Source organism: Luteibacter sp. E-22 (genome assembly GCF_049913125.1).
Lineage (GTDB): Bacteria > Pseudomonadota > Gammaproteobacteria > Xanthomonadales > Rhodanobacteraceae > Luteibacter.
On the sequence record NZ_CP183975.1, the window covers coordinates 2,707,508 to 2,730,815 of the forward strand.

16 protein-coding genes and 1 riboswitch are annotated in these 23,308 nt (G+C 66.9%); of the genes, 7 read left to right on the forward strand and 9 right to left on the reverse strand.

The annotated features are described in order from the left end of the window. Positions 1-35 precede the first annotated feature (35 nt). The gene (locus ACN9M2_RS12185) at positions 36-1,793 is read right to left on the reverse strand and encodes a 3-hydroxybutyrate oligomer hydrolase family protein (RefSeq protein WP_426284991.1); all 1,758 of its coding nucleotides are present in this window, start codon (positions 1,791-1,793) and stop codon (positions 36-38) included. Positions 1,794-1,977: 184 nt separating this feature from the next. Here ACN9M2_RS12185 and ACN9M2_RS12190 point away from each other — a divergent pair, with 184 nt between their 5' ends. After that, positions 1,978-2,631 carry a response regulator transcription factor gene (locus ACN9M2_RS12190; protein ID WP_426284992.1) on the forward strand — a complete coding sequence of 218 codons (654 nt, stop codon included), beginning with the start codon at positions 1,978-1,980 and terminating at the stop codon, positions 2,629-2,631. A 16-nt stretch (positions 2,632-2,647) separates the two neighbouring features. Here ACN9M2_RS12190 and ACN9M2_RS12195 read toward each other — a convergent pair whose 3' ends face one another. From ACN9M2_RS12195 to ACN9M2_RS12205, 3 genes are all read right to left on the reverse strand, one after another. Continuing rightward, positions 2,648-5,944 carry a hybrid sensor histidine kinase/response regulator gene (locus ACN9M2_RS12195; RefSeq protein ID WP_426284993.1) on the reverse strand — a complete coding sequence of 1,099 codons (3,297 nt, stop codon included), beginning with the start codon at positions 5,942-5,944 and terminating at the stop codon, positions 2,648-2,650. A gap of 127 nt (positions 5,945-6,071) precedes the next feature. Continuing rightward, positions 6,072-7,091, reverse strand: a complete 1,020-nt coding sequence (locus tag ACN9M2_RS12200; RefSeq protein ID WP_426284994.1) for an extracellular catalytic domain type 2 short-chain-length polyhydroxyalkanoate depolymerase — start codon at positions 7,089-7,091, stop codon at positions 6,072-6,074. 13 nt (positions 7,092-7,104) lie between these two features. Continuing rightward, positions 7,105-9,393: a TonB-dependent receptor gene (locus tag ACN9M2_RS12205; protein ID WP_426284995.1), complete on the reverse strand. Its 2,289-nt coding sequence runs from the start codon at positions 9,391-9,393 to the stop codon at positions 7,105-7,107. Between the two features lie 172 nt (positions 9,394-9,565). On the opposite strand from ACN9M2_RS12205, the gene ACN9M2_RS12210 reads away from it, so the two are divergent. Next, on the forward strand, positions 9,566-10,963 hold the full coding sequence (locus ACN9M2_RS12210) for a GntP family permease (protein WP_426284996.1): 1,398 nt from the start codon (positions 9,566-9,568) through the stop codon (positions 10,961-10,963). A 30-nt stretch (positions 10,964-10,993) separates the two neighbouring features. Then, a complete protein-coding gene (locus ACN9M2_RS12215) occupies positions 10,994-11,680 on the forward strand; it encodes an alpha/beta fold hydrolase (RefSeq protein WP_426284997.1) in 687 nt (228 codons plus the stop codon). Between the two features lie 4 nt (positions 11,681-11,684). Here ACN9M2_RS12215 and greA read toward each other — a convergent pair whose 3' ends face one another. Genes greA through carA form a run of 3 tightly spaced genes read right to left on the reverse strand, consistent with a single transcriptional unit; the run spans position 11,685 to position 16,585 of the window. Further along, positions 11,685-12,167, reverse strand: coding sequence for a transcription elongation factor GreA (gene greA / locus ACN9M2_RS12220; protein WP_426284998.1), 483 nt, complete (start codon positions 12,165-12,167; stop codon positions 11,685-11,687). Continuing rightward, positions 12,164-15,391, reverse strand: coding sequence for a carbamoyl-phosphate synthase large subunit (carB, locus tag ACN9M2_RS12225; RefSeq protein WP_426284999.1), 3,228 nt, complete (start codon positions 15,389-15,391; stop codon positions 12,164-12,166). The genes greA and carB overlap by 4 nt, the downstream gene beginning before the upstream one ends. Positions 15,392-15,442: 51 nt before the next feature. After that, positions 15,443-16,585, reverse strand: coding sequence for a glutamine-hydrolyzing carbamoyl-phosphate synthase small subunit (gene carA / locus ACN9M2_RS12230; protein ID WP_426285000.1), 1,143 nt, complete (start codon positions 16,583-16,585; stop codon positions 15,443-15,445). Between the two features lie 216 nt (positions 16,586-16,801). Between carA and ACN9M2_RS12235 the strand changes: the two genes are divergently transcribed. Continuing rightward, positions 16,802-17,485, forward strand: a complete 684-nt coding sequence (locus ACN9M2_RS12235; RefSeq protein ID WP_306850585.1) for a 2OG-Fe(II) oxygenase family protein — start codon at positions 16,802-16,804, stop codon at positions 17,483-17,485. A 226-nt stretch (positions 17,486-17,711) separates the two neighbouring features. Here the strand turns inward: ACN9M2_RS12235 and ACN9M2_RS12240 are convergent, their stop codons facing one another. Further along, the gene (locus tag ACN9M2_RS12240) at positions 17,712-18,719 is read right to left on the reverse strand and encodes a sodium:calcium antiporter (RefSeq protein ID WP_426285001.1); all 1,008 of its coding nucleotides are present in this window, start codon (positions 18,717-18,719) and stop codon (positions 17,712-17,714) included. A gap of 17 nt (positions 18,720-18,736) precedes the next feature. Then, a riboswitch (yybP-ykoY riboswitch) is annotated at positions 18,737-18,938 on the reverse strand. Positions 18,939-18,964: 26 nt separating this feature from the next. After that, entirely contained in the window at positions 18,965-19,762 is a 798-nt protein-coding gene (gene dapB / locus ACN9M2_RS12245; protein ID WP_426285002.1) for a 4-hydroxy-tetrahydrodipicolinate reductase, read from the reverse strand. 116 nt (positions 19,763-19,878) lie between these two features. On the opposite strand from dapB, the gene metG reads away from it, so the two are divergent. The 3 genes from metG to nth are packed head-to-tail and all read left to right on the forward strand — an operon-like array spanning position 19,879 to position 23,254. Then, complete coding sequence (gene metG / locus ACN9M2_RS12250) at positions 19,879-21,981, forward strand: methionine--tRNA ligase (RefSeq protein ID WP_426285003.1); 2,103 nt, start codon at positions 19,879-19,881, stop codon at positions 21,979-21,981. A gap of 26 nt (positions 21,982-22,007) precedes the next feature. After that, positions 22,008-22,616, forward strand: a complete 609-nt coding sequence (locus ACN9M2_RS12255; protein ID WP_426285004.1) for an RnfABCDGE type electron transport complex subunit B — start codon at positions 22,008-22,010, stop codon at positions 22,614-22,616. 20 nt (positions 22,617-22,636) lie between these two features. Beyond that, the gene (nth, locus tag ACN9M2_RS12260; RefSeq protein ID WP_426287914.1) at positions 22,637-23,254 is read left to right on the forward strand and encodes an endonuclease III; all 618 of its coding nucleotides are present in this window, start codon (positions 22,637-22,639) and stop codon (positions 23,252-23,254) included. Positions 23,255-23,308: the final 54 nt, after the last annotated feature.

The window sequence follows — 23,308 nt, forward strand, 5'->3', positions numbered from 1 at the left end:
CCCAAGAGTTCAAGCAAGAAGGCGTGATGAGGGCCTCAATGCAAGGGCAAGCCCAGGTTTTCCGAGGTCAACGCACCGGGACCGCGGGGACGCGCCTCGCGCACGGCCGCGTCTTCGGGCAACGGCCTGCCCTCGGCCACATGGGCCCAGGCACGGTCCAGCGCGGCGTATCCGAACGGCAGCAACGGGGCATGACGGTCGCCGAAGTCGGGGAACGCCAGGAAGGCGTCGAAATGCTGGGCATACGGCACCTTCCAGAACACCGGCAGGCGCCCCGACGCACGCAGCCACGCCACGTAAGGCTCGGAACTGAATGCCACGGGGATCAAGCCGTCCTGCGCGCCATGGACGACGAGGATCGGCAGGCCCGCACGTGGAAGCCGGGCCAGGGTGGCCTCGACGCCCTGGCGCAGGCCGTCGGCATCCGGCCCCTGCCCCGTCCACAGTTCGCGCAGGCACAGGTTGCCGGGCAAGGTCGGATCGAGCGAGAGGTCGGTGCCCCCGGCGAGCAGCACGCCCGCACCAGGAGGCACGCCGGAGCCATCGGCCCACCAGGCGGCGCGGACGATCGCGGCCGCCGGATCGGCAAGGCCTCCGGCCGGGTACTGCGCGCGATACGAGAATCCGCAGGGCATGCGGCCCACCGGCCGCCGGAGATAGGCGGAGGCATAGGCGGCCGTCACCGCGCGCCAGAGATCGAGCGAGGTCGATGAAGCACCCACTGCCAACGCATCGTCCTGCCATCCGGAGGCGCGCAACATGGCCAGGGCCTCGGCGGCCTGCGCGCCTGGCGCCACCGCGGTGAGCTTGCCGTGGGCCCGCAATGACGCGCAGCGCAAGGCCCAGGCCGGCGGCGCCGCGCCGGCCACCCGGGCGAAGGGCACGCCGTCGAAAGCCGGCGCGGCCAGTGCGCACGGAAGCAGCAGCGCGGCCTCCGTGGCGTAGTCGTAGAAGGGTCGGCCATGGCCCGGCACATGGATGTTCGGCTCCAGTGCGACGACCGCGGCGAGCACGCCGTCCTCGTCGTCGCCCGCCGCACGCAGCACCGCGCCGCCACCGTTGGACAGGCCCGTGGCGATGATGCGGGTGTTCCGCGCCGTGAAGGGCGCTTCGTCGGGAAAGGCACGGTCGAGCATGGCCAGGCCGAAGCGCGCGGCCTGCAATACATGGTTGCCCCAGTCGGCTTCGGGATTGTCGCCCGAGTGCGCATGCTTCACCGCGATACCGGCGTCCGGTGCCGCTCCCGCGGGTTCGAATTCCAGCGGCGCCTCGCCAGCCTTCGCCCGCGTGCCGTCCAGCGCGACGCCGGTGCCATCCGCCGTGTCGAAATAACCGGCGCCCGTGCCCTTGTCGGTGTATGCCACGGCGCAGCCTCGCGGCAACCCCCAGCCGCCGGCCAGGGCGATGGCGCCGTAGATGCCGCGCGACCCTGACGAGGCGGTCACGAGGAGGCAACGTTTCGTGCGATCGAAATCGTCCGGCACCTGGACCAGCACGCGGTGCGGAACGCGCGCGCCGGGCAAGGTGGCGAACGCGGTGAACTCGCGGCCCGGGACATTCGGCACCTGTCCATAGATCTTGCCGAAGCCGCCAAGGGGACCGAGATCCGCGATGCCCTTCCAGCTACCCTGGATCGCGCGCCGGCGAAGCTCCGCCGGCGTCGGCGCGGCGGGCCGGGCGAATGCCGCGGGCGTACCGGCGAGTCCGCGCAAGCCGAGCCCCGCGCTCAACAGGTCGTCGCCGTCGCGATGCGTGGTGACACGTACGTCGCCGAAGCGGTCGGATGTGGACATGGCCTCTTTCCTCGTGGCGGGCACCGTCGCGCAGGAGAGGACACCGAACGAGGCGGCGGCGATGACGGCCAGGGAGAAGATGCGTGACATCGGCGCACGATAGCAAGCGGCTCGCCACACGCCATCGTACGAAAGGGCAACACGCACTCGACGGAGTCGCGTTACGCCGCTACCGTCGGCGACGATGAACCGTATCCTCGTCGCCGACGACCATCCCCTCTTCCGCGCCGCGCTCCGGCAAGCGGCCGCCGCGGCCGTGCCCGATGCCGACGTGTCCGACGTGGCGGACCTGGCGGGATTGCTCGCCGCACTGTCCGATGCGCCCGACACCGACCTGGTACTGCTGGACCTGCGCATGCCGGGAAGCCGCGGCCTCTCGGGTTTGGCCGCGTTACGCGGGCAGTACCCGGGCGTCGCCGTGCTGGTGGTGTCGGCTCACGACGAGCCGTCCGTGGTGCGCCGTGTCCTAGCGCATGGTGCCGCGGGTTTCATCCCCAAGAGCGCCGATCCCGCGACCATCGCCGAAGCGGTGCGCAACGTGCTGGACCACGGCCACTGGTTGCCCGCCGAGCTGGCGCGCGCGGTCGCCGCGCTCCCCGTGGATGCCCACGACACCGCCCTCGCCACCCGCCTGTCACGGCTCACGGAACAGCAATTCCGCGTACTTTCCATGCTCGCCGAAGGCCTGCTCAACAAGCAGATCGCCGATCGGCTGAGCGTGCAGGAACGCACCGTGAAAGCCCACGTCACGGCGATCTTCGAGAAGCTCGAGGTGCGCAACCGCACGCAGGCGGGCGTCTTGCTGCGCTCGCTGGACCTGGGCGGGACGGAACCCTGACGGACGGCCGAAGCGGCTACGCCCGTGCGACCAGGCGTTGCATCGCCTGCCGCATCGCCAGCGGCTTCAGCGGCTTGTAGAGGACACTTCCTCCCGCTTCCTGGAGTCGTGCGCGCAGGTCCACATCGCGGTCGGCGGTGACGAATACCGTGGGCACGTCGCCGAAGCGCGCGCGCAACACGCGCAAGGCATCGAGCCCCGTACGTCCTGCGTCGAGGTGGTAATCGAGCACGAGCAGGTCCGGCCCGGTCGCCGGCCCTTCGGGCGTGCGCAACGCGTCGACCGTCCAGCCAAGGCCTCGCAACAAGGTGGCGGTGGCGGCGAGTGCCGCCGGATCGTTGTCCACGACGATCGCATGGCCGGTGATCGCCGCCACGATGGCGGGTTGCAACGGTGTTTCGGTCGCGCCGCACGGGGCAGCGGGCGCGACGACGTCGAAGACGCTGCCGCGCCCTGGCCAGGAGCGCAACGCCAGCGGATGGCCCAACAGGGCCGCCGTGCGTTCGGCGATGGCGAGTCCAAGGCCCAGGCCTTGCCCTGCCGCCGCGTCGCCCCGGCGGAACGCTTCGAAGATCACGTCGCGGTCGCCGGGGGCGATGCCCGGCCCGGTATCCCACACCTCGATGCGCATTCCGCCACCCGTCCGGCGGCAACCCAACAGCACGCGCCCACCTTCGGCGTAACGCAACGCGTTGGCGAGGAAGTTCTGCACGATCCTGCGCAGCAACTGCGGATCGGTACGCACCCACGCGCTGGTCGGCACGCAATCGAAGCGGATACCCCGTTCCGCCGCGAGCGCACGACTTTCCGCCGCGAGTGGCCCGATGACGTCGGCGAGCGCCACGTCGGCGACACGCGGCTCCAGCCTGCCGCCTTCGAGACGCGCGATGTCGAGCAAGCCGGCAAGCAGGTTCTCCGTGGCGGCCAGCGCGCCATCGAGGTGCCGTGCCGTTTCATCGTCGCCATGCCCCGAGCGCAAGGCATGGGCGAAGAGTTGCGCGGCATGCAGCGGTTGCAGCAGGTCGTGGCTCACCGCCGTGAGGAAGTGTCCCTTGGCCTCGTTCGCCTGGTGCGCCGCAGCCATCGCTTGCTGCAACTCGACCGTGCGTTCGGCCACGCGCAGTTCAAGGGTCTCGTTGGCGCGGATCAGTTCGTCCTCGGCCTCGCGGAACGACGTGACGTCGGTGAAGGTGGCGACGTACCCTCCGCCCGGCATCGGGTTGCCGCGGATTTCCACCACCGTTCCATCGGGGAAGCGACGTTCGGCCAGATGCGGGGAACCACGACGCATATGCGCCATGCGGCGCTCCACGCGCGAGGCGAGGTCACCCGGTCCGATCAGTCCTCCGGCGATATTGTGGCGAACCAGGTCCGCCGCCGGACGGCCCACGCGCAACATGTCCGGCGGATAGCCGAAGAGTTCCGCATACGGCTTGTTCCACGCCACCAGGCGCAGTTCCGCATCGACCACGCAGATACCCTGGCTCATCGTTTCCAGGGCGGCTTCGAGCACGCGCTGGTTGAAGCGCAGGTCCTGGGTCGCTTCGCCGACGATCGCGGCGACGGTATCGAGTTCGTCCTGCCGTTGCCGATGGACCACCTGCAATAGCAGGCGGGCCGATCCGGCCCCGATCACCGCCGCCAGCTCGTGCTCCACCAGCGCGGCGAGTGCCCCGCCCGCGGCACCGTGCGTGGGGGCCTCCGCGAACAACGCATGCACGCGCTCGGCGGGCAGGAAACGTGCGGCGAGCGCACGCAGGTCGCCGAGATCGACACCACCCAGCTCGGCGGACGGCAAGGCCGCACGGCCGTAGCGCGATGGCGCGACCAGGGCGATCGTGGCGATGTTCGCGCCGAGCCCCAGCACCACGGCGCGGCCGAGGCGGCTCCAGTCGTCGAGCCCGAGCAGGCGGTCCGGGGCCAGCCAACCGATGCCGAACGGCCCCTCAACCACCCACGCCGGGCCGGGCGCGACCAGGACGGGCAGCACGACATACAGCCATACCAGGGTGCCGGCGACGAGCCCGGCCCCCACGGCGCGTGCACCCGTGCGCGGACGGTAAACGGCGATCAGCAACGCGGGAGCGAGACCGGCCAGCGCGGAGAACGAGATGCCGCCGATATCCGCCAGCGCGTCGTTGCCCGCGAGCATGCGGCTATACGCCCAGGCGAGCAGGATCACCACGACGATGGCCACGCGACGCTGCGTGATGACCTGCCCGCGCAGGTCGCCACGCTCGTCGCGGCCCCAGCCGCCGAGCACGCGTAACGGGGCGATGAAGTGGTTCACCACCATAAGGCTGAGCGCCAGCGTGGCGACGACGACCATGCTGGTCGCCGCGGACAAGCCGCCAAGGAACGCGAACAAGGCCAGCCCACCCTGCTGGCGCGACAGCGGCAAAGCCAGCACATAGAGATCGGACGGCACGCCGAGGGGAGCGAGCGTGGCGTCGCCGAGCTTCGCGAGCGGCAGGATCGGCAGCGAGATAAGCAGCATGTAGGCGGGGAAGAGCCATCTCGCGGTACGCACGTGACGCACGTCGCGGCACTCCACCATGCCCGCGTGGAACTGGTGCGGGAGCGTGAACATCGCCAACGCGCCGAGCAGGATCAGCGCGGGGAAGCCGCTGGCGTCATGTGGTGTGGCCGCTGCGCGAGCCATCGCGACCGGGTCCGGCGCGGCGTCGATCAGCAGCGTCCCCAGCGCGAGCATCGCCGCCAGCTTGAACAGCGATTCGAATGCCATGGCGAGGACGAGGCCACGGTTGTGCGCCATGGCCGAGGCGCGACGCGTGCCGAACAGCATCGCGAACGCGGCCATCAGCAAGGCGACGTAGAGGGCGCTGTCCTGCCACGCCGGCGCCTCGGCGTCACGCCCGCGAGCGAGCAGGCCATAGCTCATCGCCACGGCTTTCAATTGCAGGGCGATGTACGGGACGATGCCGATCAGCATCACCACGGTGACCAACGCGGCAAGCCCGCGATGCCGGCCCAACCGTGCGGACACCAGGTCGGCGACCGATCCCGCGTTGTAGTCTCGGGCCATGACGACGAGCCGCCGCAACACCCCCACGGCGAACAGGTACATCAGGATCGCACCGACGAAGGTCGGCGGCAGCCACCAGCCGGAACGCGAGGCCTGCGTCACCGTGCCGTAGAAGGTCCACGAGGTGCAGTGGATCGCCAGGGAAAGCGCGTAGACGATCGCCCAGCGGCGCTCGAGGAAGGCGGGTTTGCGCTCGCCGAAGAGCGCGACCGCGAAGAGCATGCACAGCCAGAGGCCCGCGGCGGTGGTGACGATCCAGGGGCTCATGGGTGGGGACGGAGAGCTTCGCCGCTGAAGCGGCTCCCACAGCAGATCGCCGGGCTGCGGGAGGCTCCTGTGGGGACCCAGCTGCTGCGATGCCCCCCTGTGGGAGCCGCTTCAGCGGCGATACGCCTCATTTCACGGCCGGAAGCCCCAACCCGCGCAACGCATCCACCAGCCAGCGCAACTGCACGCCGGCGCGCGTGTCGTAGTTCTCTCCCGAGTAACCCCACCAGTCCCAGCATGCCTGCGGATTCAATGGCGCGAACACCGCGCGGGTCTGAGGATACAGGACCGCCACGTCGTAGACGTCCGCCCAGCGATTGAGCCCGGCATCCTCCACGAAGGCCTTCCCCACCAAGTCGGCGTTCTGCTTGCAGCCGTGCAACGCCACCATCACGCCACACGGCTTTCCGGCCAGGCAATCCGGCGGCAGGTAGACATAGCCAGTCGAAGCCAGGAAGGCATCCTTGCCTCCCGCCTTGTACGCATCCTGGTCGAACGCGCGGACTTCGCCACGTGCCGTCGAAGCGGCATGCGCAGGCTTCCCATAGAGCCTCGCGAAGATCTCCCCGGCAGCGTCGAAACCGCAATGGCCGAGGAAGGGCGAGACGGATTTGCCACAGTCGTCGCCCTTGGCCGCGATCGGCAGGTTGTGGGCGAAGGCGCGGTCGCCATCGTCGACGACATTCATGCCGGCCAGGGATGGATCGGCCTTCTTCAACGCCTCGTAGAAGCCGGCCGAGGCGTGTCCCACCACCGGCGATACCAGCGCATCCTGCGCGCCATGCAAGGCGTAGATCTTCGCCGAGGCGAGCTTCGCCAGCGGACCGATCTCGCCCTTGGCGGCACGAGCCTGTGCCTGCGCGGCGAGGGCGGCGACATCCGGCATGGGCGTTCCCTTCATGCAGCTACCCAAGGCCACGTCGAGCTTCCCCTGGGCGCAACCGTAGGGTCCGCCGGCGACCAGCGCCGCACCGTGGAAGACGTCCGGATAGGCGACCTGCGCCTGGGTCGCCATGTAGGCGCCCGAAGACAGGCCGGCCACCGTGACGCGAGCCGTGTCGATTTTCAACGCGGGCAACGTGGCGGGAGCATCGGCGGCGGAAGCACCACCAGAGAGCAAGGCGAAGGCAAGCAACAGACGGCGCATCGTGTTCCCCTTGTCAGAAGTTGTAACGTACCGACGCGTAGTAATTGCGCGGCATGCCGTAGTACGCCGTGCGGATGTTACCGACGCTCGAGAACTCCTGGCCATCGGTCTTGTAGACCTTGTTCGTCGCATTGCGGACGCCGGCGCGGAACTGCCAGTGGCCGTCGCCGGAATCGAAGATGCCGAACGCGCCGACCAGCGTGTACGCCTTCTGGCTCAAGGCCGCGTAATTGTCCACGCTGAGCCATGTCTCGGTGCGATAGGAGGCATCGGCGCCGACGGTCAGTGCGCCACCGGCGAGGTTGAAGGTCTGCGTGGCGGCCACGCGCGCCGTCCACTTCGGCGAGAACGGAACGTGGTCGTGGATGGTGGGGTTGTACTGCGGGTTCGACGGGTCGAGCCGCGCGTCGTCGAAGCGGTCGTACTTCGCCTTCAGGTAACCGATCTGCGTGCTCAGCCGCGTACCTTCCCCCACCAGCGCGACACCTTCCGCCTCGAAGCCGTCCATCTTCAGCTTCGCGGCGTTGATCACCGGAAAGGCGAAGGTCGGCGTCAGCGAGCCGGGATTCTGGATCTCGGACACGCGTGCCTGGAAATCCTTGTAGTTGCTGTGGAAGGCCGCAAGGTTGGCTTGCAGGCGGTTGTCCGCGCTGCGCAGCTTCAGGCCCGTCTCGAAGGTCCAGACGTATTCCGGATCGAACTCGGCCGTCTTCGCCTCGGCGGCCGAGTTGGCGCGGCCGTTGAAACCGCCCGACTTGAAGCCGCGGCTGGCGGAGACGTACCACATCGTCTGTGGATCGAACTGCTTCTGCAGGCTCACCGTCGGTGTCCACGCCGTCCAGTCCTTGTTTCGCGAGAGCGGCACGGTCTCGTTCAAGGCGGCCAGCGGCGCGCCCCAGAACGTGCTGGTCGTGCGGTCGTAATCCTTGCTTTCCCTGCTGTAGCGGATGCCGGCGGCAAGCGTCCAGCTCGGCACGAATTCCCAGTTCACATGGGCGAAACCCGCCCAGCTCTTCGTCGTGAGATCGTCGCCGATGGTGCGCAGGAACGGCACCGTCCGGCCCGCGACGGCGAACAGGTCGTCGGCGAACGCGTACTGCGTGGACGGCACGTTTTCCCGCAGGAAATACGCGCCGAACACCGATTGGACGTTACTGCCGTTATCGAAGGCCAGTTGCAGTTCCTGGCTGGCCTGCTTCTGGTGGAACCCGACGAAGACGTCGCCGAGCTCGAACTGCGAGGCGTCGATATCGATATAGGATTCGCTGTCGAGCTTGCGGTAGGCGGTGATGCTCTTCAGGTTCCACTGATCGGACAGCTTCCAGTTCATGTTCAGCGCCACGCCCTTGTGCGTGAGCTCCTGGCCGTCGTTCGGCGGGAACGAGGTGCGCGTATGGAAGTTGTACTTTTCGTCGAGGTTGGGCCGCAGCAAGGTCACCGTGCCGAGGACGAGGTCGGTGCGGGTCAGCCGCGACACCGGCTGGCCGAGCGTGAGCGCGGTGTCCATCTTCGTGTAGTCGAGGGTCAGCACGCCGTCGAAGGTGTCCGACGGATGGAAACGCAGCTTGCCTCGGATCGACTTGGTGTCGTCGTTGTTGAAGTCGTGGCCGCTGTAGTCGTGGACATAACCGTCGTTGCGCGTGATCGCCCCGGCCAGCGAGGCAGACCATGCACCGTCCTTGCCCAGCGGCGTCGAACCGTAAAAGCGGCCTTCCCGGCGGCCATAGTTGCCGAAGGTGGCCTCGACCGACCCTTCCGGCGTGCTGCCCGGGTTCTTCGTGACGACCTTGACCGCACCACCGGTGGAGTTCTTTCCGTACAGCGTGCCCTGCGGGCCACGCAGCACTTCCACGTGGTCGACATCGAACAGGCTGATGAGGGCACCCTGGATGCGCGAGTAGTAGACATCGTCCACGTACATGCCCACGCCCGGGTCGAACGTCTGCAAGGCGTCCGGCTGACCGATGCCGCGAATGAAGATGTTTACCGACGAGGAAGAACCGCGCCCCTGCACGATGTTCATGTTGGGTACCGCGCCTTGCAGGCCATCGATGCTCGTCGCCTGCAGGTCCTTCATGTCCTCTTCGGAAAAGGCGCTCACCGCGACCGGCACCTTCTCCAGCGACTCCTCGCGGCGCCGTGCGCTCACGGTGACCTCGGTGAGTTGCGTGGCCTCCTGCTGCTTCTTCTTCGCCTCCGTCGTCGGCGCGTTCGCTTGGCCGGCGTCCTGCGCCATGGCGGGAAGCGTGGCGGCGAAACCGATTGCCAGACCGATCGCCAGCGTCAGCGGTGCGTGCTTCATGGACATCCCCCGGATACCTGTGCGCGACGCCCCCTCGGCGCCGAATGACACGAAGCATAGGAACAGGCCGTGATGACCACACTTGTACCTTGGTACAGTGCCGCGCCATCCCCCGCCTGCGGATACTCGCCGTCCGACGGACGCATAGACCGACCTGGGGACGGATGTTTCGATGGCATTGCTGATCGTGCTGGCCGCGCTGGCCTTCCTGATGCTGGTCGCCTACCGCGGCTACAGCGTCATCCTGTTCGCGCCGGTGGCGGCGCTGGGCGCGGTCTTGCTGACCGATCCCGGCCTCGTCGCGCCGATGTTCACCGGCCTGTTCATGGACAAGATGGTCGGCTTCCTCAAGCTGTACTTTCCCGTGTTCATGCTCGGCGCGGTGTTCGGCAAGGTGATCGAGCTCTCGGGTTTCTCACGCTCCATCGTCGCCGGCACCATCGGCCTGCTCGGCGAGAAGCGCGCCATCCTTTCGATCGTGCTGGTCTGTGCGCTGCTCACCTATGGCGGTGTATCGCTCTTCGTTGTCGTGTTCGCGGTCTATCCCTTCGCCGCGGAACTGTTCCGCCAGGCACGGATACCGAAGCGGCTGATCCCCGGAACGATCGCGCTGGGGGCCTTCACCTTCACCATGGATTCGTTGCCGGGCACGCCGCAGATCCAGAACATCATCCCCACCGCGTTCTTCGGCACGGATACCTGGGCCGCGCCGTGGCTCGGCACGCTGGGCTCGGTCTTCATCCTCGCCGCCGGCCTGCTCTACCTGGAACGCCGACGGCGGAAAGCGGCAATGACTGGCGAAGGCTATGGCGACGATCTCGCCAACGAGCCTGTCGCCTTCACCGGCGAGAAATTGCCGCACGCCTTCGTCGCCCTCCTGCCGCTGGTCGTCGTGGGTGTCGCGAACAAACTGCTCACCATGGCGATTCCGCGCGTCTACGGCAGCACCCAGTCCTTCGTGCCCACCATCGTCGGCAGCGCGCCGCCGGTCGTGCAGGACGTATCCAAGGTGGCCGCGATATGGGCCGTCGAAGGGGCGCTGCTGCTCGGCATCGCCTGCGTGCTGGCCTTCGCGTGGCGCCCGGTCGCCACGCGCTTCGCCGAAGGCAGCAAGGCCGCCGTGGGCGGTGCGCTGCTCGCGTCGATGAACACGGCGTCCGAATACGGCTTCGGCGCCGTGATTGCCGCCCTGCCCGGCTTCCGCACGGTGGCAGACGCCCTGCACGCGATACCGAACCCGCTCGTCAACGAGGCCGTATCAGTCACCGCCCTCGCCGGCATCACCGGATCGGCGTCAGGCGGGCTGAGCATCGCGCTGGGCGCGATGAGCCAATCCTTTATCGAGAACGCGCACGCCGCCGGCATTCCTATGGAAGTGCTTCACCGCATCGCCGCGATGGCGTCCGGTGGCATGGACACGCTGCCGCACAATGGCGCCGTTATCACCCTGCTGGCCGTGACCGGCCTCACCCATCGCCAGTCGTACCGCGACATCTTCGCGATCACCGTCATCAAGACCCTCGCGGTCTTCGTGGCGATCGTCGCCTACTACGCGCTCGGGGTGGTCTGACCGAGCGCATCACACCACGGAGGCAAAGCCATGCGTTTCACCATGTCGCTGTTCGCCCTGTTGTTGCTCGCCTGCGGTTCCGTCCATGCCGCCTGCGTCGATTCCGTCGTGCTCGTGCACGGCAACACCGGCAGCCCGTCCGATTTCATAGCCACCCACGACCTGCTGCGCCAGCGCGGCTATGCCGAATCGCAAATCATCGCGCCAAGCTGGGGCAATGCGTTCTGCGCCGCCTGCAACGACCATAACGGCAGCGAGGAAACGCCGGTGGAGAACGCCATCGTCGACGCGCTGGCTTCTTCCTGCACGGGCAAGATCGACGTCATCGGGCACTCGATGGGCGCCACGCTCGCCGCCCGCGTGATCGACCGTATCGGTGCCGCCGGCTCTGTCAATACCTTCATCGGTATCGCGGGTGCCTTCCGCGGCCTCTACTCGTGCGGCATGTACCCCTTCAACGTCGCCACGACGACCTGCGGGGCCTGGGGTCTGTCGATTGGCAGCCCCTTCCTCAACGGCATCGCGGGACACCGTTTCGGAGCGAAGATGGTTTCGTTCAAGTCGTACGCCGACGAGATCAACTGCTATGGCGGCGTGTGCCTGGTCTATGGCGTGCACACGTCGCAGATCCAGGGGGAGACGGCCAGTTACACGTTCCCCTATGGGCATTACGGCCTGCTCTGGTATACCGCCACCCAGCAGGCCGACCTGCTCTGAGGCGTCAGCTGTAGCGGACGCCGATGATCTCGTAGCTCTTCACGCCGTTGGGCGCGGTGAAATCGAACTCGTCGCCTTCGCTCTTGCCGATCAGGGCACGCGCGATAGGCGACGAAACCGCGATGAGGTTCTGCTTGATGTCGGCCTCGAGGTCACCCACGATCTGGTAGGTGACCTTCGTGTCGGTGTCGACATCGACCAGGTCGACGATCGCGCCGAAGACGATGCGCTTGCCGACACTGAGACGCTCGGTGTCGATGATCTCGGAGTTCGACAAGGCGGCTTCGAGTTCGCCGATGCGGCCCTCGTTGAAGCCGTGCATCTCGCGTGCGGCGTGATACTCGGCGTTCTCCTTGAGATCCCCATGCGCACGCGCCTCGGCCACCGCTGCGATGATTTCCTGGCGCTTCGGGCCTTTCAGGTACTCCAGTTCCGTGCGCAGGCGCTCGGCACCCTTCTGGGTCATGGGAGGGCGGGTGCTGCTCATGCGTTGAGCTCCTTGTGCAAGTCCTGCAGGCTGTTCACTTCGCCATTGGCGTGGAAGTCGAGCGAGTGCACCAGGGCACGCGCGCCTGCGACGGTCGTGGAATAGGTGACGCGCTGCTGCAACGCTTCGCGACGGATCGAGAACGAATCGGAGATGGCCTGCTTGCCTTCCGTCGTGTTGACGATATAGACGACCTCGCCATTCTTGATCAGGTCGACGATGTGCGGCCGGCCTTCCAGCACCTTGTTGATGCGCTCGCACTTCACGCCGTTGTGCTCCAGGAAGGCGGCCGTACCGGTCGTGGCGACGATCACGTAACCACGCGCGGCGACGTCCTGGGCGATCGGCAGCAGGCGGTCCTTGTCGGCGTCACGCACCGACATGAAGACCTTGCCCTTCGGCGGCGCCTTGATCCCGGCGGCCTCGTGGCCGCGTGCGAAGGCGGCGCCGAAGCTGCGGCCGATGCCCATCACCTCGCCCGTGGAACGCATCTCGGGGCCGAGGATCGGGTCGACGTTCTGGAACTTCAGGAACGGGAAGATCGCTTCCTTCACCGAGTAGTACGACGGGATGATCTCCTTCGTCGCGCCCTGGTCGGCGAGCGTGCGGCCGGCCATGGCGCGCGCGGCGATCTTCGCCAGCGACATGCCGGTGGCCTTGCACACGAACGGCACCGTGCGCGAGGCGCGCGGGTTCACTTCCAGGATGAAGACGTCGTCGCCCTGAATGGCGAACTGCGTGTTCATCAGGCCGATGACCTTCAGCTCACGGGCCAGTTCGGTGACCTGGCGGCGCATTTCGTCCTGCACTTCCTGCGAGAGCGAATACGGCGGCAGCGAGCACGAGGAATCGCCCGAGTGCACGCCGGCTTCCTCGATGTGTTCCATGATGCCGCCGATCAGCACGTTGCCCTCGGCGTCGGCGACGATGTCCACGTCCACTTCCACCGCATGATCGAGGAAGCGGTCGAGCAGCACCGGCGAATCGTTGGACACCTGCACGGCGTCGCGGATGTAGCGCGACAGGTCGGCGTCCGCGTAGACGATTTCCATGGCGCGGCCGCCGAGCACGTAGCTCGGGCGCACGACCAGCGGGTAGCCGATCTCGCGAGCCAGAGCCAACGCTTCGTCGGCATTGCGCGCGGTGCGGTTCGGCGGCTGCTTGAGGTCGAGCTTGGTGATCAGCTTCTGGAAACGCTCGCGGTCTTCCGCCAGGTCGATCGATTCGGCGGAGGTGCCGATCACCGGCACGCCGGCGGCTTCGAGCGCGCGTGCGAGCTTCAGCGGGGTCTGGCCGCCGTACTGCACGATCACGCCCTTGGGCTTTTCGAGGTCGACGATTTCCAGCACGTCTTCCAGCGTCAGCGGCTCGAAGTACAGGCGATCGGAGGTGTCGTAGTCGGTGGACACGGTCTCCGGGTTGCAGTTGACCATGATGGTCTCGAACCCGTCCTCGCGCAGGGCGAGAGCCGCGTGCACGCAGCAGTAGTCGAACTCGATGCCCTGGCCGATGCGGTTCGGGCCACCGCCGAGGACGATGATCTTGTCCTTGTCGGTCGGGTTCGCTTCGCACTCTTCCTCGTACGTGGAATACATGTACGCGGTGGTGGTGGCGAACTCGGCGGCGCAGGAGTCGACGCGCTTGTACACCGGGCGCACGCCGAGCGTGCGGCGCACGTGGCGCACGGCGGCCTCATCGGTGCCGACCAGTTCGGCAAGGCGCGCATCGGAGAAACCCATGCGCTTGAGTTCGCGCATGCGCGGCTCGTCGAGGGCGGTGAGGCCCTGGCGCTGCACTTCGCCCTCGGTCATCACGATGTCCTCGAACGCGGCGAGGAACCAGGGATCGATGCGGGTGAGGTTGTGCACCTCTTCCAGCGAGAGGCCCGCGCGGAAGGCGTCGGCCACGTGGAAGACACGATCCGGACGCGGCTCGCGCAATTCGCGCTTGAGGATCTGGAAGCCTTCCTCGCTGCCGATGTCCAGGCCGGTCGGATTCAGGCCGGTCTTGCCGATTTCCAGGCCGCGAAGGGCCTTCTGCATCGACTCGTGGAAGGTGCGCCCCATCGCCATCACCTCGCCCACCGACTTCATCTGGGTGGTGAGGCGCGCATCGGCGGCCGGGAACTTCTCGAAGGCGAAGCGCGGGATCTTGGTGACGACGTAATCGATCGACGGCTCGAACGAGGCCGGGGTGAGACCGCCGGTGATGTCGTTCTTGAGTTCGTCGAGCGTGTAGCCCACGGCGAGCTTGGCGGCGACCTTGGCGATCGGGAAACCGGTGGCCTTGGAGGCCAGCGCGGAGGAACGCGACACACGCGGATTCATCTCGATGACCACGACGCGGCCGTCCTCGGCGTTGATGCCGAACTGCACGTTGGAGCCGCCGGTGTCCACGCCGATCTTGCGCAACACCGCGATGGAGGCGTTGCGCAGGCGCTGGTATTCCTTGTCGGTGAGCGTCTGCGCCGGCGCGACCGTGATCGAGTCGCCCGTGTGCACGCCCATCGGGTCGAAGTTCTCGATCGAGCAGACGATGATGCAGTTGTCCGCCTTGTCGCGGACCACTTCCATCTCGAATTCCTTCCAGCCCAGCACCGATTCCTCGACCAGCACCTCGTGCACGGGCGAGAGTTCGAGGCCACGGCCGACGATCTCGACGAATTCTTCCTTGTTATAAGCGATGCCGCCGCCCGACCCGCCGAGGGTGAAGCTCGGACGGATGATGGTCGGGAAGCCGACGGTGGTCTGGATTTCCAGCGCCTGCTCCATCGAGCGGGCGACTTCCGCCTTGGGGCATTCCAGGCCGATCTCGGCCATGGCCTTGCGGAACAGGTCGCGGTCTTCCGCCATGCGGATGGCATCGCGCGACGCGCCGATCAGCTCGACGTTGTACTTCTCCAGCACGCCGTTGTCAGCGAGGTCGAGCGCGCAGTTGAGGCCGGTCTGGCCGCCCATCGTGGGCAGCACCGCGTCCGGGCGCTCCTTGGCGATGATGCGCTCGACCGTCTGCCAGTTGATCGGCTCGATGTAGACGGCGTGGGCCGTCTCCGGGTCGGTCATGATCGTCGCCGGGTTCGAATTGACCAGGACGACGCGGTAACCCTCTTCCTTCAGCGCCTTGCATGCCTGCGCGCCGGAGTAATCGAACTCGCAGGCCTGGCCGATGACGATCGGGCCGGCGCCGATGACGAGGATGGTCTTGATGTCTGAACGCTTGGGCATGGTTTCTCTCGCGAATCGAAGGCTGATGGTCTAGCGGGCGGCGGTACGGCGTCAGGACGCCTTCTTCGCCTTGCCCTGCTCCATCGAGGCGATGAACTGGTCGAACAGGTAGCCGACGTCCTCGGGACCCGGACTGGCTTCCGGGTGGCCCTGGAAGCAGAAGGCCGGGCGGTCCGTCAGGGCGAAGCCCTGCAAGGAGCCGTCGAACAGCGAGGTATGGGTGATGCGCACGTTGGCCGGCAGGGTTTCCGGGTCCACCGCGAAGCCGTGGTTCTGCGAACTGATCAGCACACGGCCGGAATCGTGGTCCTTCACCGGGTGGTTCGCGCCGTGGTGGCCGAACTTCATCTTCGAGGTTTTCGCACCGATGGCGAGCGCCAGGATCTGGTGGCCCAGGCAGATGCCGAACAGGGGGATCTTCGTTTCGAGGATCTCGCGCGTGGCGGCGATGGCGTAGTCGCAGGCTGCCGGGTCGCCCGGGCCGTTGGCGAGGAAGATGCCGTCGGGGTTCATGGCCAGCACTTCCGAGGCCGGCGTCTGCGCGGGAACCACGGTGATGTCGCAGCCACGGCCGGCGAGCAGGCGCAGGATGTTCTGCTTCACGCCGTAGTCGAAGGCCACCACACGGTACTTCTTCGGCGCGTTGTAGAAGGCTTGCTTGTCGAGGTCGTAGACGCCCTCGCTCCACTGGTAGGTCTTGGTGGTGCTGACCACCTTGGCCAGGTCCATGCCGTTGAGACCCGGGAAGGCCTTGGCCTTCGCCACAGCCGCGTCGGCGTCGATGCCTTCGCCGGCCACGATGCAGCCGTTGAGCGCACCTTTCTCGCGAAGGATGCGGGTGAGCCGGCGGGTATCGATGCCCGCGATGGCGACCACGCCGTGGCGGGCAAGGTAGTGCGGCAGCGGTTCGGTGCTGCGCCAGTTGCTGGCCAGGCGCGGAACGTCGCGGACGATCATGCCGGCCGCGTGGACGCGGTCGGCCTCGACGTCGACGTCGTTGGTGCCGGTATTGCCGATGTGGGGATAGGTGAGCGTGACGATCTGGCGGGAGTACGACGGGTCGGTCAGGATTTCCTGATAACCGGTCATGGCGGTGTTGAACACCACCTCGCCAACCGTCTCACCGCGGGCACCGACCGCGTGGCCGTGAAAAACGCTGCCGTCTTCGAGAGCAAGCAGAGCAGGAGTACGCATGGGATGGCCGCCTTCAGGTGCAGCAAAGCCCGCAAGCCAGCAAAAAGCGGCTCGTGGGCCTTGGGGATAAGGAATCGTAGGGCGGGTAAGAATGATAGGTGTGAAAGCCCATTCTGTCCACCGGCAAACGATGAACGCGCACGTGGCCGAATATCACAGGGACGGCGGTCCGACACGATACAATGCCTGTGAGGTACCTACCCGAGACCCGCCCGCATGCTGCTCGACCCCGCCCGCCTGGAACGTCCCGACACCGACATCAGGCACGAGCCGTTCTCGTTCATGATCGCCCACGGACAGCTCCCGGACGACGCGCGCAACGACCTGGAGCGCGACTTCCCGCAGTACAGCAGCGCGGGGTTCTTCCCCTACGACGCCAGCGACTGCGGCCCCTCGGTGAACGAGCTGGTGGAACAGATGACCTCGCGGGCGTTCTCCGCGGCCATCGGCCGCCACCTGGGCATCGAGGGCCTGGAGAACTACCCCACCCTGGTCACCCTCTGCCGCCTGCTCAACCGTCGCCACGGCACGATCCACACCGACAGCAAGTCGAAGATCGCCACGGCCCTGATCTACCTCAACCCCATGTGGCCGGATACCAGCGACGGCTGCCTGCGCTTCCTCCGCTCGATCAATGACATAGACGACATGGTTGCTCCGGAGTTGAAGCCTCTGTACGGGGAATTCGCCGTGTTCCGCCGGGCGGAGAACTCCTTCCACGGTCACCTGCCCTACGAGGGCGAGCGCCGGGTGATCCAGGTGGCGTGGCTCACCTCGGAAGAGGAAAAGACCCGCAAGACCAAGCGGGGCAAGTTCTCGCGGGCCTTCAAGAAGATCTTCGGCAAGCTCGACCGCAAGATGGGCGCCGACCGCGACCGCAGCGCGTCGCATCCGGACTGAGGAGCGCCTGTGGGAGCCGCTTCAGCGGCGACAGGCGTCGCGGAGGCATGCCCGCTGCCGCGGGATCGCCGGCACAGCCGGCTCCCACCAGACAGCCTGCTCTCACCAGACAGCCTGCTCTCACCGGGGCCAGAGCATCGCCGATAGGATCGGCTCCCAGTGGAACCCGACCTGCCAGCAACTCGACCCCCTGTGGGAGCCGACTTCGTCGGCGATCCGGGCAACCTCAGCGCAACCCGAAATACCACCCCACGAACAGCGCGAACACCCCGTAAAGCGCCCCGATCGGCATCAACCAGCGCGCTTCCACCGCCCCCCGGCGGAACATCGCCCACAGGGCCACCACCGCCACGGCCGTGATCACGCCCGCCACGATCAACGGCGTGTCGAACAACCACGGCGTGGCGAACAACGCCAGTGAACTGGGAATGGTCGCCTGGATCATCATCGCCCCGGAGATGTTCGCCAGCGCCAGTCGTTCCTTGCCCTGGCGCACCCAGATCAGCGCGTTCACGGTCTCGGGCAGTTCGGTGGCGACCGGACTCAACACGAGCGCGACCAGATGCGGCGACAGGTGGAAGAACTCTCCCAGCGCTTCCAATTGCCACACGAAGGTGCGCGAGGCGATGGCGATCACCACCAGGGCCAGCCCCGTCTGCAACATCACCCAGCTCATGCCCGGGTTGGCCTCGTGCGGACGGAAGGTGAGCGGCTCCAGCACCTCGTCGTCCGGCCCGCTGGTGTCGTCGCGCATTTCGCGCCACACGTAGAACGCGTACGAAAGCAGGAACAGCACGCCGAGCCACGGCTTCCAGCTGAAGGCGACGAGACCGAGGCCCACCTTGACGACGAAGATCGCGAGGAACCACGACTGGTCCCGCGCCAGCCGCCGGTTATCCACCCGGACCCGCGTATCCGGCCTTTTCAGGCGTTTACGCCCCGCATATAAAGCGAATCCGACCACCGCATAGGCGATGGTCGCCAACACCAGGGGACCGCCGAGCGCCGCCCCGACGCCGATGTCGCGCGCCTCCGGGGATTTGCCGAAAACCACGGCGACGAAGGTCACGGCGCTTTCCGGCAACGCGGTACCGAAGGCGGCCAGCACCGTACCGGTCGTGGTGGAACCAAGGTTGAGCTTGCGCCCGAACCATTCGACGCCGTTGACGAAGTACTCGCAGGCGAAATAGATGGCCCCGGCGGATACCAGGAACAGGAAGCACGTCAGCAGCATGTTTCGCTTATAGGCCGGGCGAGCGCGAGAAAACCGATGGCGCAACGACACCGCTCGCCCGGCCGGGTGAGCATGTCGATGGCCAAAGGTCTCGCCGGGCGGGCGGCGCACTCTCCATGCGTCGCTACCGTTCGCGCCATGGGGTCACAAGGACCGCCAAGTCTGTTGACGCGAACTCCTCAGGGGGAACGAGGATGGCTACTCCCCAATGACATCGGCGCGGATGTTAACACGGCTTCGAGATCTCAACCCCGTTTGGAGGCGATCACGTCCTCGATCGACCAGGCGCCGGGGGCCCGGCCGGCGATCCACGCGGCGGCCTCGAGGGCTCCGCGCGCGAAGATCGAACGGTCGGTCGCGCGGTGGCCGAGTTCGATGCGTTCGCCCTGCCCCATCAGCAAGGCCTGGTGCTCGCCGACGATGTCGCCGCCGCGCACGACGGCGAAACCGATCGTCCCGGGCTTGCGCGCACCCGGACGGCCTTCGCGCGAATAGACGGCCAGTTCGTCGAGGCTGGAACCGCGTCCCGCGGCGGCCGCGTGACCCAGCGCCAGCGCCGTACCGGACGGGGCGTCTTCCTTGCGGTTGTGGTGGGCTTCGACGATGTCGAGGTCCCAGCCGGGCAAGGCCGCCGCGGCTTCACGCAGGAGACGTGTGAGCACGGCCACGCCCAGGCTGAAATTGGCGGCGCGAAGGACGGCGATGCGCTCGGCCGCCTTCGTGAGGCGTTCTTCCAACGCGTCGGAAAGCCCGGTCGTGCCGGTGACCAGCGCCGCGCCGCTTTCCTCGCAATGATCGAGCGCCGCCGCGAGGCCTTCCGGTCCGCTGAAATCGATGACGACGTCGACACCGGCAGCGTCGTTCCAGTCGGTGAAGCGCAACGCGGAGACGTCGCCATGAACGGCCTTGCCGAGTCGCGGCGAACCGGCCGAGACGATGGCCCGGGCGAGCTCGAACCGTTCGTCGTCACGCACGAGCTCAAGCAGCGCGAGCCCCATGCGGCCGGAAGCGCCGCTGATGGCGAGACGGACGGGTCGGGTCATGCAGGCGGCCTTGGCTGGGGAGGAGCACGAATCGTAGCAGCCAGCGGCACGGGCCGCGGGGCCATGACGCAAGCGCACATGCCATAATCCCGGGTCCCGCAGCCGACCCGATCCCCATGGCCCGTCGCATCCTCGTCACCAACGCGCTTCCCTATGCCAATGGCCCGCTCCACCTGGGTCACATGCTCGGCTATATCCAGGCCGACATCTGGGCGCGCGCGCAGCGAATGCAGGGTAACGAGGTCTGGTACGTCGCCGGCGAGGACGCCCACGGCACGCCGATCATGCTGGCGGCGGAGAAGGTCGGGAAGTCCCCGGAAGACTACATCGCGGGCATTCGTGCCGGCCACGAAGCCGACTTCACCGACTTCCACTTCAGTTACGACCAGTACCACACCACGCATTCGCCGGAGAACCAGGATCTCGCGACGGCCATCTACACGCGCCTGCGCGACGGTGGCTACATCGCCCGCCGCGACATCCAGCAGCTGTACGACCCCGAGCGCGACATGTTCCTGCCGGACCGCTACATCAAGGGCACCTGCCCCAACTGCGGCACGCCCGACCAGTACGGTGACAACTGCGAGAACTGCGGCGCCACGTACGCACCCACGGACCTCATTTCACCCTATTCCGTGATGTCCGGCGCGACGCCGATCCTGCGCGATTCGGAACACTTCTTCTTCGAGCTGGGCAAGTTCGAAACCCTGCTGCGCGACTGGTTCGACGGCAAGTTCACCGGTGGCAAGCCGGTGGCGAACAGTGGCGTGACCGCGAAGCTCGCCGAATGGCTCGACGGCGGGTTGCGCGATTGGGACATCTCGCGCGACGCGCCCTATTTCGGCTTCCCGATCCCCGACGCGCCGGGCAAGTTCTTCTATGTATGGCTCGATGCCCCGGTCGGCTACCTCGCCTCGTTCAAGGCGCTGTGCGAGCGGACGGGCCTGCGTTTCGACGATTTCCTCGGTACCGACAGCACCGCCGAGATGCACCACTTCCTCGGCAAAGACATCATCAATTTCCACGGCCTGTTCTGGCCGGCGATGTTGCACGGTGCCGGCATGCGCACGCCCACGGCGTTGCACGTGAATGGGTACCTGACGGTGAACGGCGCGAAGATGTCCAAGTCGCGAGGCACCTTCATCCAGGCTCGCACCTACCTCGACGCGGGTCTCGATCCCGAGGCCTTGCGTTACTACTTCGCGACGATGCTCGGCCCGCAGCCGGTGGACGTCGACCTCGACCTGAAATCGTTCGAGGAACGGGTCAACTCGCACCTCGTCGGGAAGTGGGCGAACATCGCCAGCCGCACGGCCGGGTTCCTGCATACCCATTTCGCCGGCACGCTCGCCGATCGCTTCGACGACGAGGCCACGGCGCTGTGGCGCGACCTGCTCGCGCAGTACGAGGGCATCGAAGCCGTGTACGAGGCGGACGAGTTTGCGGAGGTTTCGCGCCGCTTCGTGGCCATGGCCGATGCCGTGAACGGCTATATCGCCGCCAAGGCACCCTGGGTCATCGCCCGCGACGAATCGCGACGTGACGAACTGCAGCAGGTCTGCTCGTTCGCCATCAACGCGTTCCGCCTGCTGTCCGGCCTGCTCAAGCCGATCCTGCCGATCACCGTGGCCGCCGCGGAGTCGTTCCTCGGCGCGCCCATCGCGAACTTCGACGATGCCCGTCGCGAGTTGTTCGGCCATACCGTCAACGCCTTCTCGCCGCTGTTCGGCCGGCTCGATCCGAAGAAGATCGAAGCGATGATCGAGGCCTCGAAAGAATCCTTCTCGCCCGCGGAACAGGCCAAGGCCGTCACCGCGGTCGCCAAGCCCGCCAAGAAAACCACGGAAGCACCGAAACCGATGACCGACGCCGCCACCACCGGGACCGCCACCATTTCCATCGACGACTTCGCCAAGCTCGACCTGCGCGTCGGCAAGGTGCTGGCCTGCGAGTTCGTCGAAGGCTCGGACAAGCTGCTGCGCTTCGAGCTCGATGCCGGTCCGCTGGGCAAGCGCCAGATCTTCTCGGGCATCCGCGCCGCCTATGCCGAGCCGGAAAAGCTCATCGGCCGCAACGTCGTCTTCATCGCCAACCTCGCGCCGCGCAAGATGCGCTTCGGCCTGTCCGAGGGCATGATCCTCTCCGCCGGCGACGGCGGCGCGGACCTGTTCCTGCTCGATGCCGACCAGGGCGCGGCGCCGGGCGCCACCGTTCGCTGACGATCATCCATCGGCACGCGCCAGCCATGACGCCAACGCTCGCCGACCGGATCGATGGCCTGCTGCCGCAGACGCAGTGCGAGCAGTGCGGTTTTCATGGCTGCCGTCCGTATGCGGAAGCGATCGCCGCCGGCGATGCCGGTATCGATCGCTGCCCGCCCGGTGGGGCCATCGGGATCGCGCGGCTCGCCGCCCTGCTCGACCGCCCGGTCGTTCCGCTCGATCCCACGCACGGCGTGGAGAAACAGCGCACGCTGGCGCGCGTCGTGGAAGCGGATTGCATCGGTTGCACGAAGTGCATCCAGGTCTGCCCTGTCGACGCCATTGTCGGATCGTCGAAACTCATGCACACGGTGATCGCCGATCTCTGCACCGGCTGCGAACTCTGCGTGCCCGCCTGTCCGGTGGACTGCATCACCCTCGACCCGATGCCATTGGCCCAGGCGGACGATCGTGTGCATGCCGATGCCGCCCGCTTGCGCTTCCAGCGCCGCGAACGGCGCCTCGACCGCGAACGCGAGGCCCGCGAACGCAGGCTCGCCGCAAGCAAGGCGGACGTCGCCGCGGCCACGGTGCGAAACCCGGTGCTTGAGGCCCTGGCCCGGGCCAAGGCAAAGAAAAAGGATCATCTGTGAAGAAGGCCGACGTGGTCGAGATGTTCAGCCGCCTGCGCGAGCTGAATCCACACCCCAAGACCGAACTGGAATACACCACGCCTTTCGAACTGCTGGCCGCCGTGGCGTTGTCCGCCCAGGCCACCGATGTCGGCGTGAACAAGGCCACGCGCAAGCTGTTCCCCGTGGCGAACACGCCGCAGAAGATCCTCGATCTCGGCCTGGAGAAGCTGAAGGGCTACATCAGCACCATCGGCCTCTACAACAACAAGGCGAAGAACCTCATCGCCATGAGCCAGATCCTCGTCGACCGTTATGCCGGCGAGGTGCCGCGCTCACGCGAAGCGCTGGAGGAACTGCCCGGTGTCGGCCGGAAGACGGCCAACGTCGTGCTGAACACGGCGTTCGGCGAGCCGACACTGGCGGTGGACACGCATATCTTCCGTGTCGCCAACCGCACGGGCCTCGCCCCCGGGCCGGACGTGCGCAAGGTCGAGGACAAGCTGGTCAAGGTGATCCCGAAGGAGTTCATCCAGGACGCGCACCACTGGCTGATCCTGCATGGGCGCTATGTGTGCAAGGCGCGGAAGCCGGAGTGTCCTGTCTGCCCGATCGTCGACCTGTGTGCTTACAAGCATAAGACGAAGGCGCCCGGCTGAGAGCATCGCCGACACAGTCGGCTCCCACATTAAAGCCGGAGCATCGCCGACGGG

Bases quoted from the DNA above. Each gene is read 5' to 3' on its own strand.
- ACN9M2_RS12185 (WP_426284991.1), bottom strand. From the start codon at position 1,793: ATGTCCACATCCGACCGCTTCGGCGACGTACGTGTCACCACGCATCGC.
- ACN9M2_RS12190 (WP_426284992.1), top strand. From the start codon at position 1,978: ATGAACCGTATCCTCGTCGCCGACGACCATCCCCTCTTCCGCGCCGCG.
- ACN9M2_RS12195 (WP_426284993.1), bottom strand. From the start codon at position 5,944: ATGAGCCCCTGGATCGTCACCACCGCCGCGGGCCTCTGGCTGTGCATG.
- ACN9M2_RS12200 (WP_426284994.1), bottom strand. From the start codon at position 7,091: ATGCGCCGTCTGTTGCTTGCCTTCGCCTTGCTCTCTGGTGGTGCTTCC.
- ACN9M2_RS12205 (WP_426284995.1), bottom strand. From the start codon at position 9,393: ATGAAGCACGCACCGCTGACGCTGGCGATCGGTCTGGCAATCGGTTTC.
- ACN9M2_RS12210 (WP_426284996.1), top strand. From the start codon at position 9,566: ATGGCATTGCTGATCGTGCTGGCCGCGCTGGCCTTCCTGATGCTGGTC.
- ACN9M2_RS12215 (WP_426284997.1), top strand. From the start codon at position 10,994: ATGCGTTTCACCATGTCGCTGTTCGCCCTGTTGTTGCTCGCCTGCGGT.
- greA (WP_426284998.1), bottom strand. From the start codon at position 12,167: ATGAGCAGCACCCGCCCTCCCATGACCCAGAAGGGTGCCGAGCGCCTG.
- carB (WP_426284999.1), bottom strand. From the start codon at position 15,391: ATGCCCAAGCGTTCAGACATCAAGACCATCCTCGTCATCGGCGCCGGC.
- carA (WP_426285000.1), bottom strand. From the start codon at position 16,585: ATGCGTACTCCTGCTCTGCTTGCTCTCGAAGACGGCAGCGTTTTTCAC.
- ACN9M2_RS12235 (WP_306850585.1), top strand. From the start codon at position 16,802: ATGCTGCTCGACCCCGCCCGCCTGGAACGTCCCGACACCGACATCAGG.
- ACN9M2_RS12240 (WP_426285001.1), bottom strand. From the start codon at position 18,719: ATGCTGCTGACGTGCTTCCTGTTCCTGGTATCCGCCGGGGCCATCTAT.
- dapB (WP_426285002.1), bottom strand. From the start codon at position 19,762: ATGACCCGACCCGTCCGTCTCGCCATCAGCGGCGCTTCCGGCCGCATG.
- metG (WP_426285003.1), top strand. From the start codon at position 19,879: ATGGCCCGTCGCATCCTCGTCACCAACGCGCTTCCCTATGCCAATGGC.
- ACN9M2_RS12255 (WP_426285004.1), top strand. From the start codon at position 22,008: ATGACGCCAACGCTCGCCGACCGGATCGATGGCCTGCTGCCGCAGACG.
- nth (WP_426287914.1), top strand. From the start codon at position 22,637: ATGTTCAGCCGCCTGCGCGAGCTGAATCCACACCCCAAGACCGAACTG.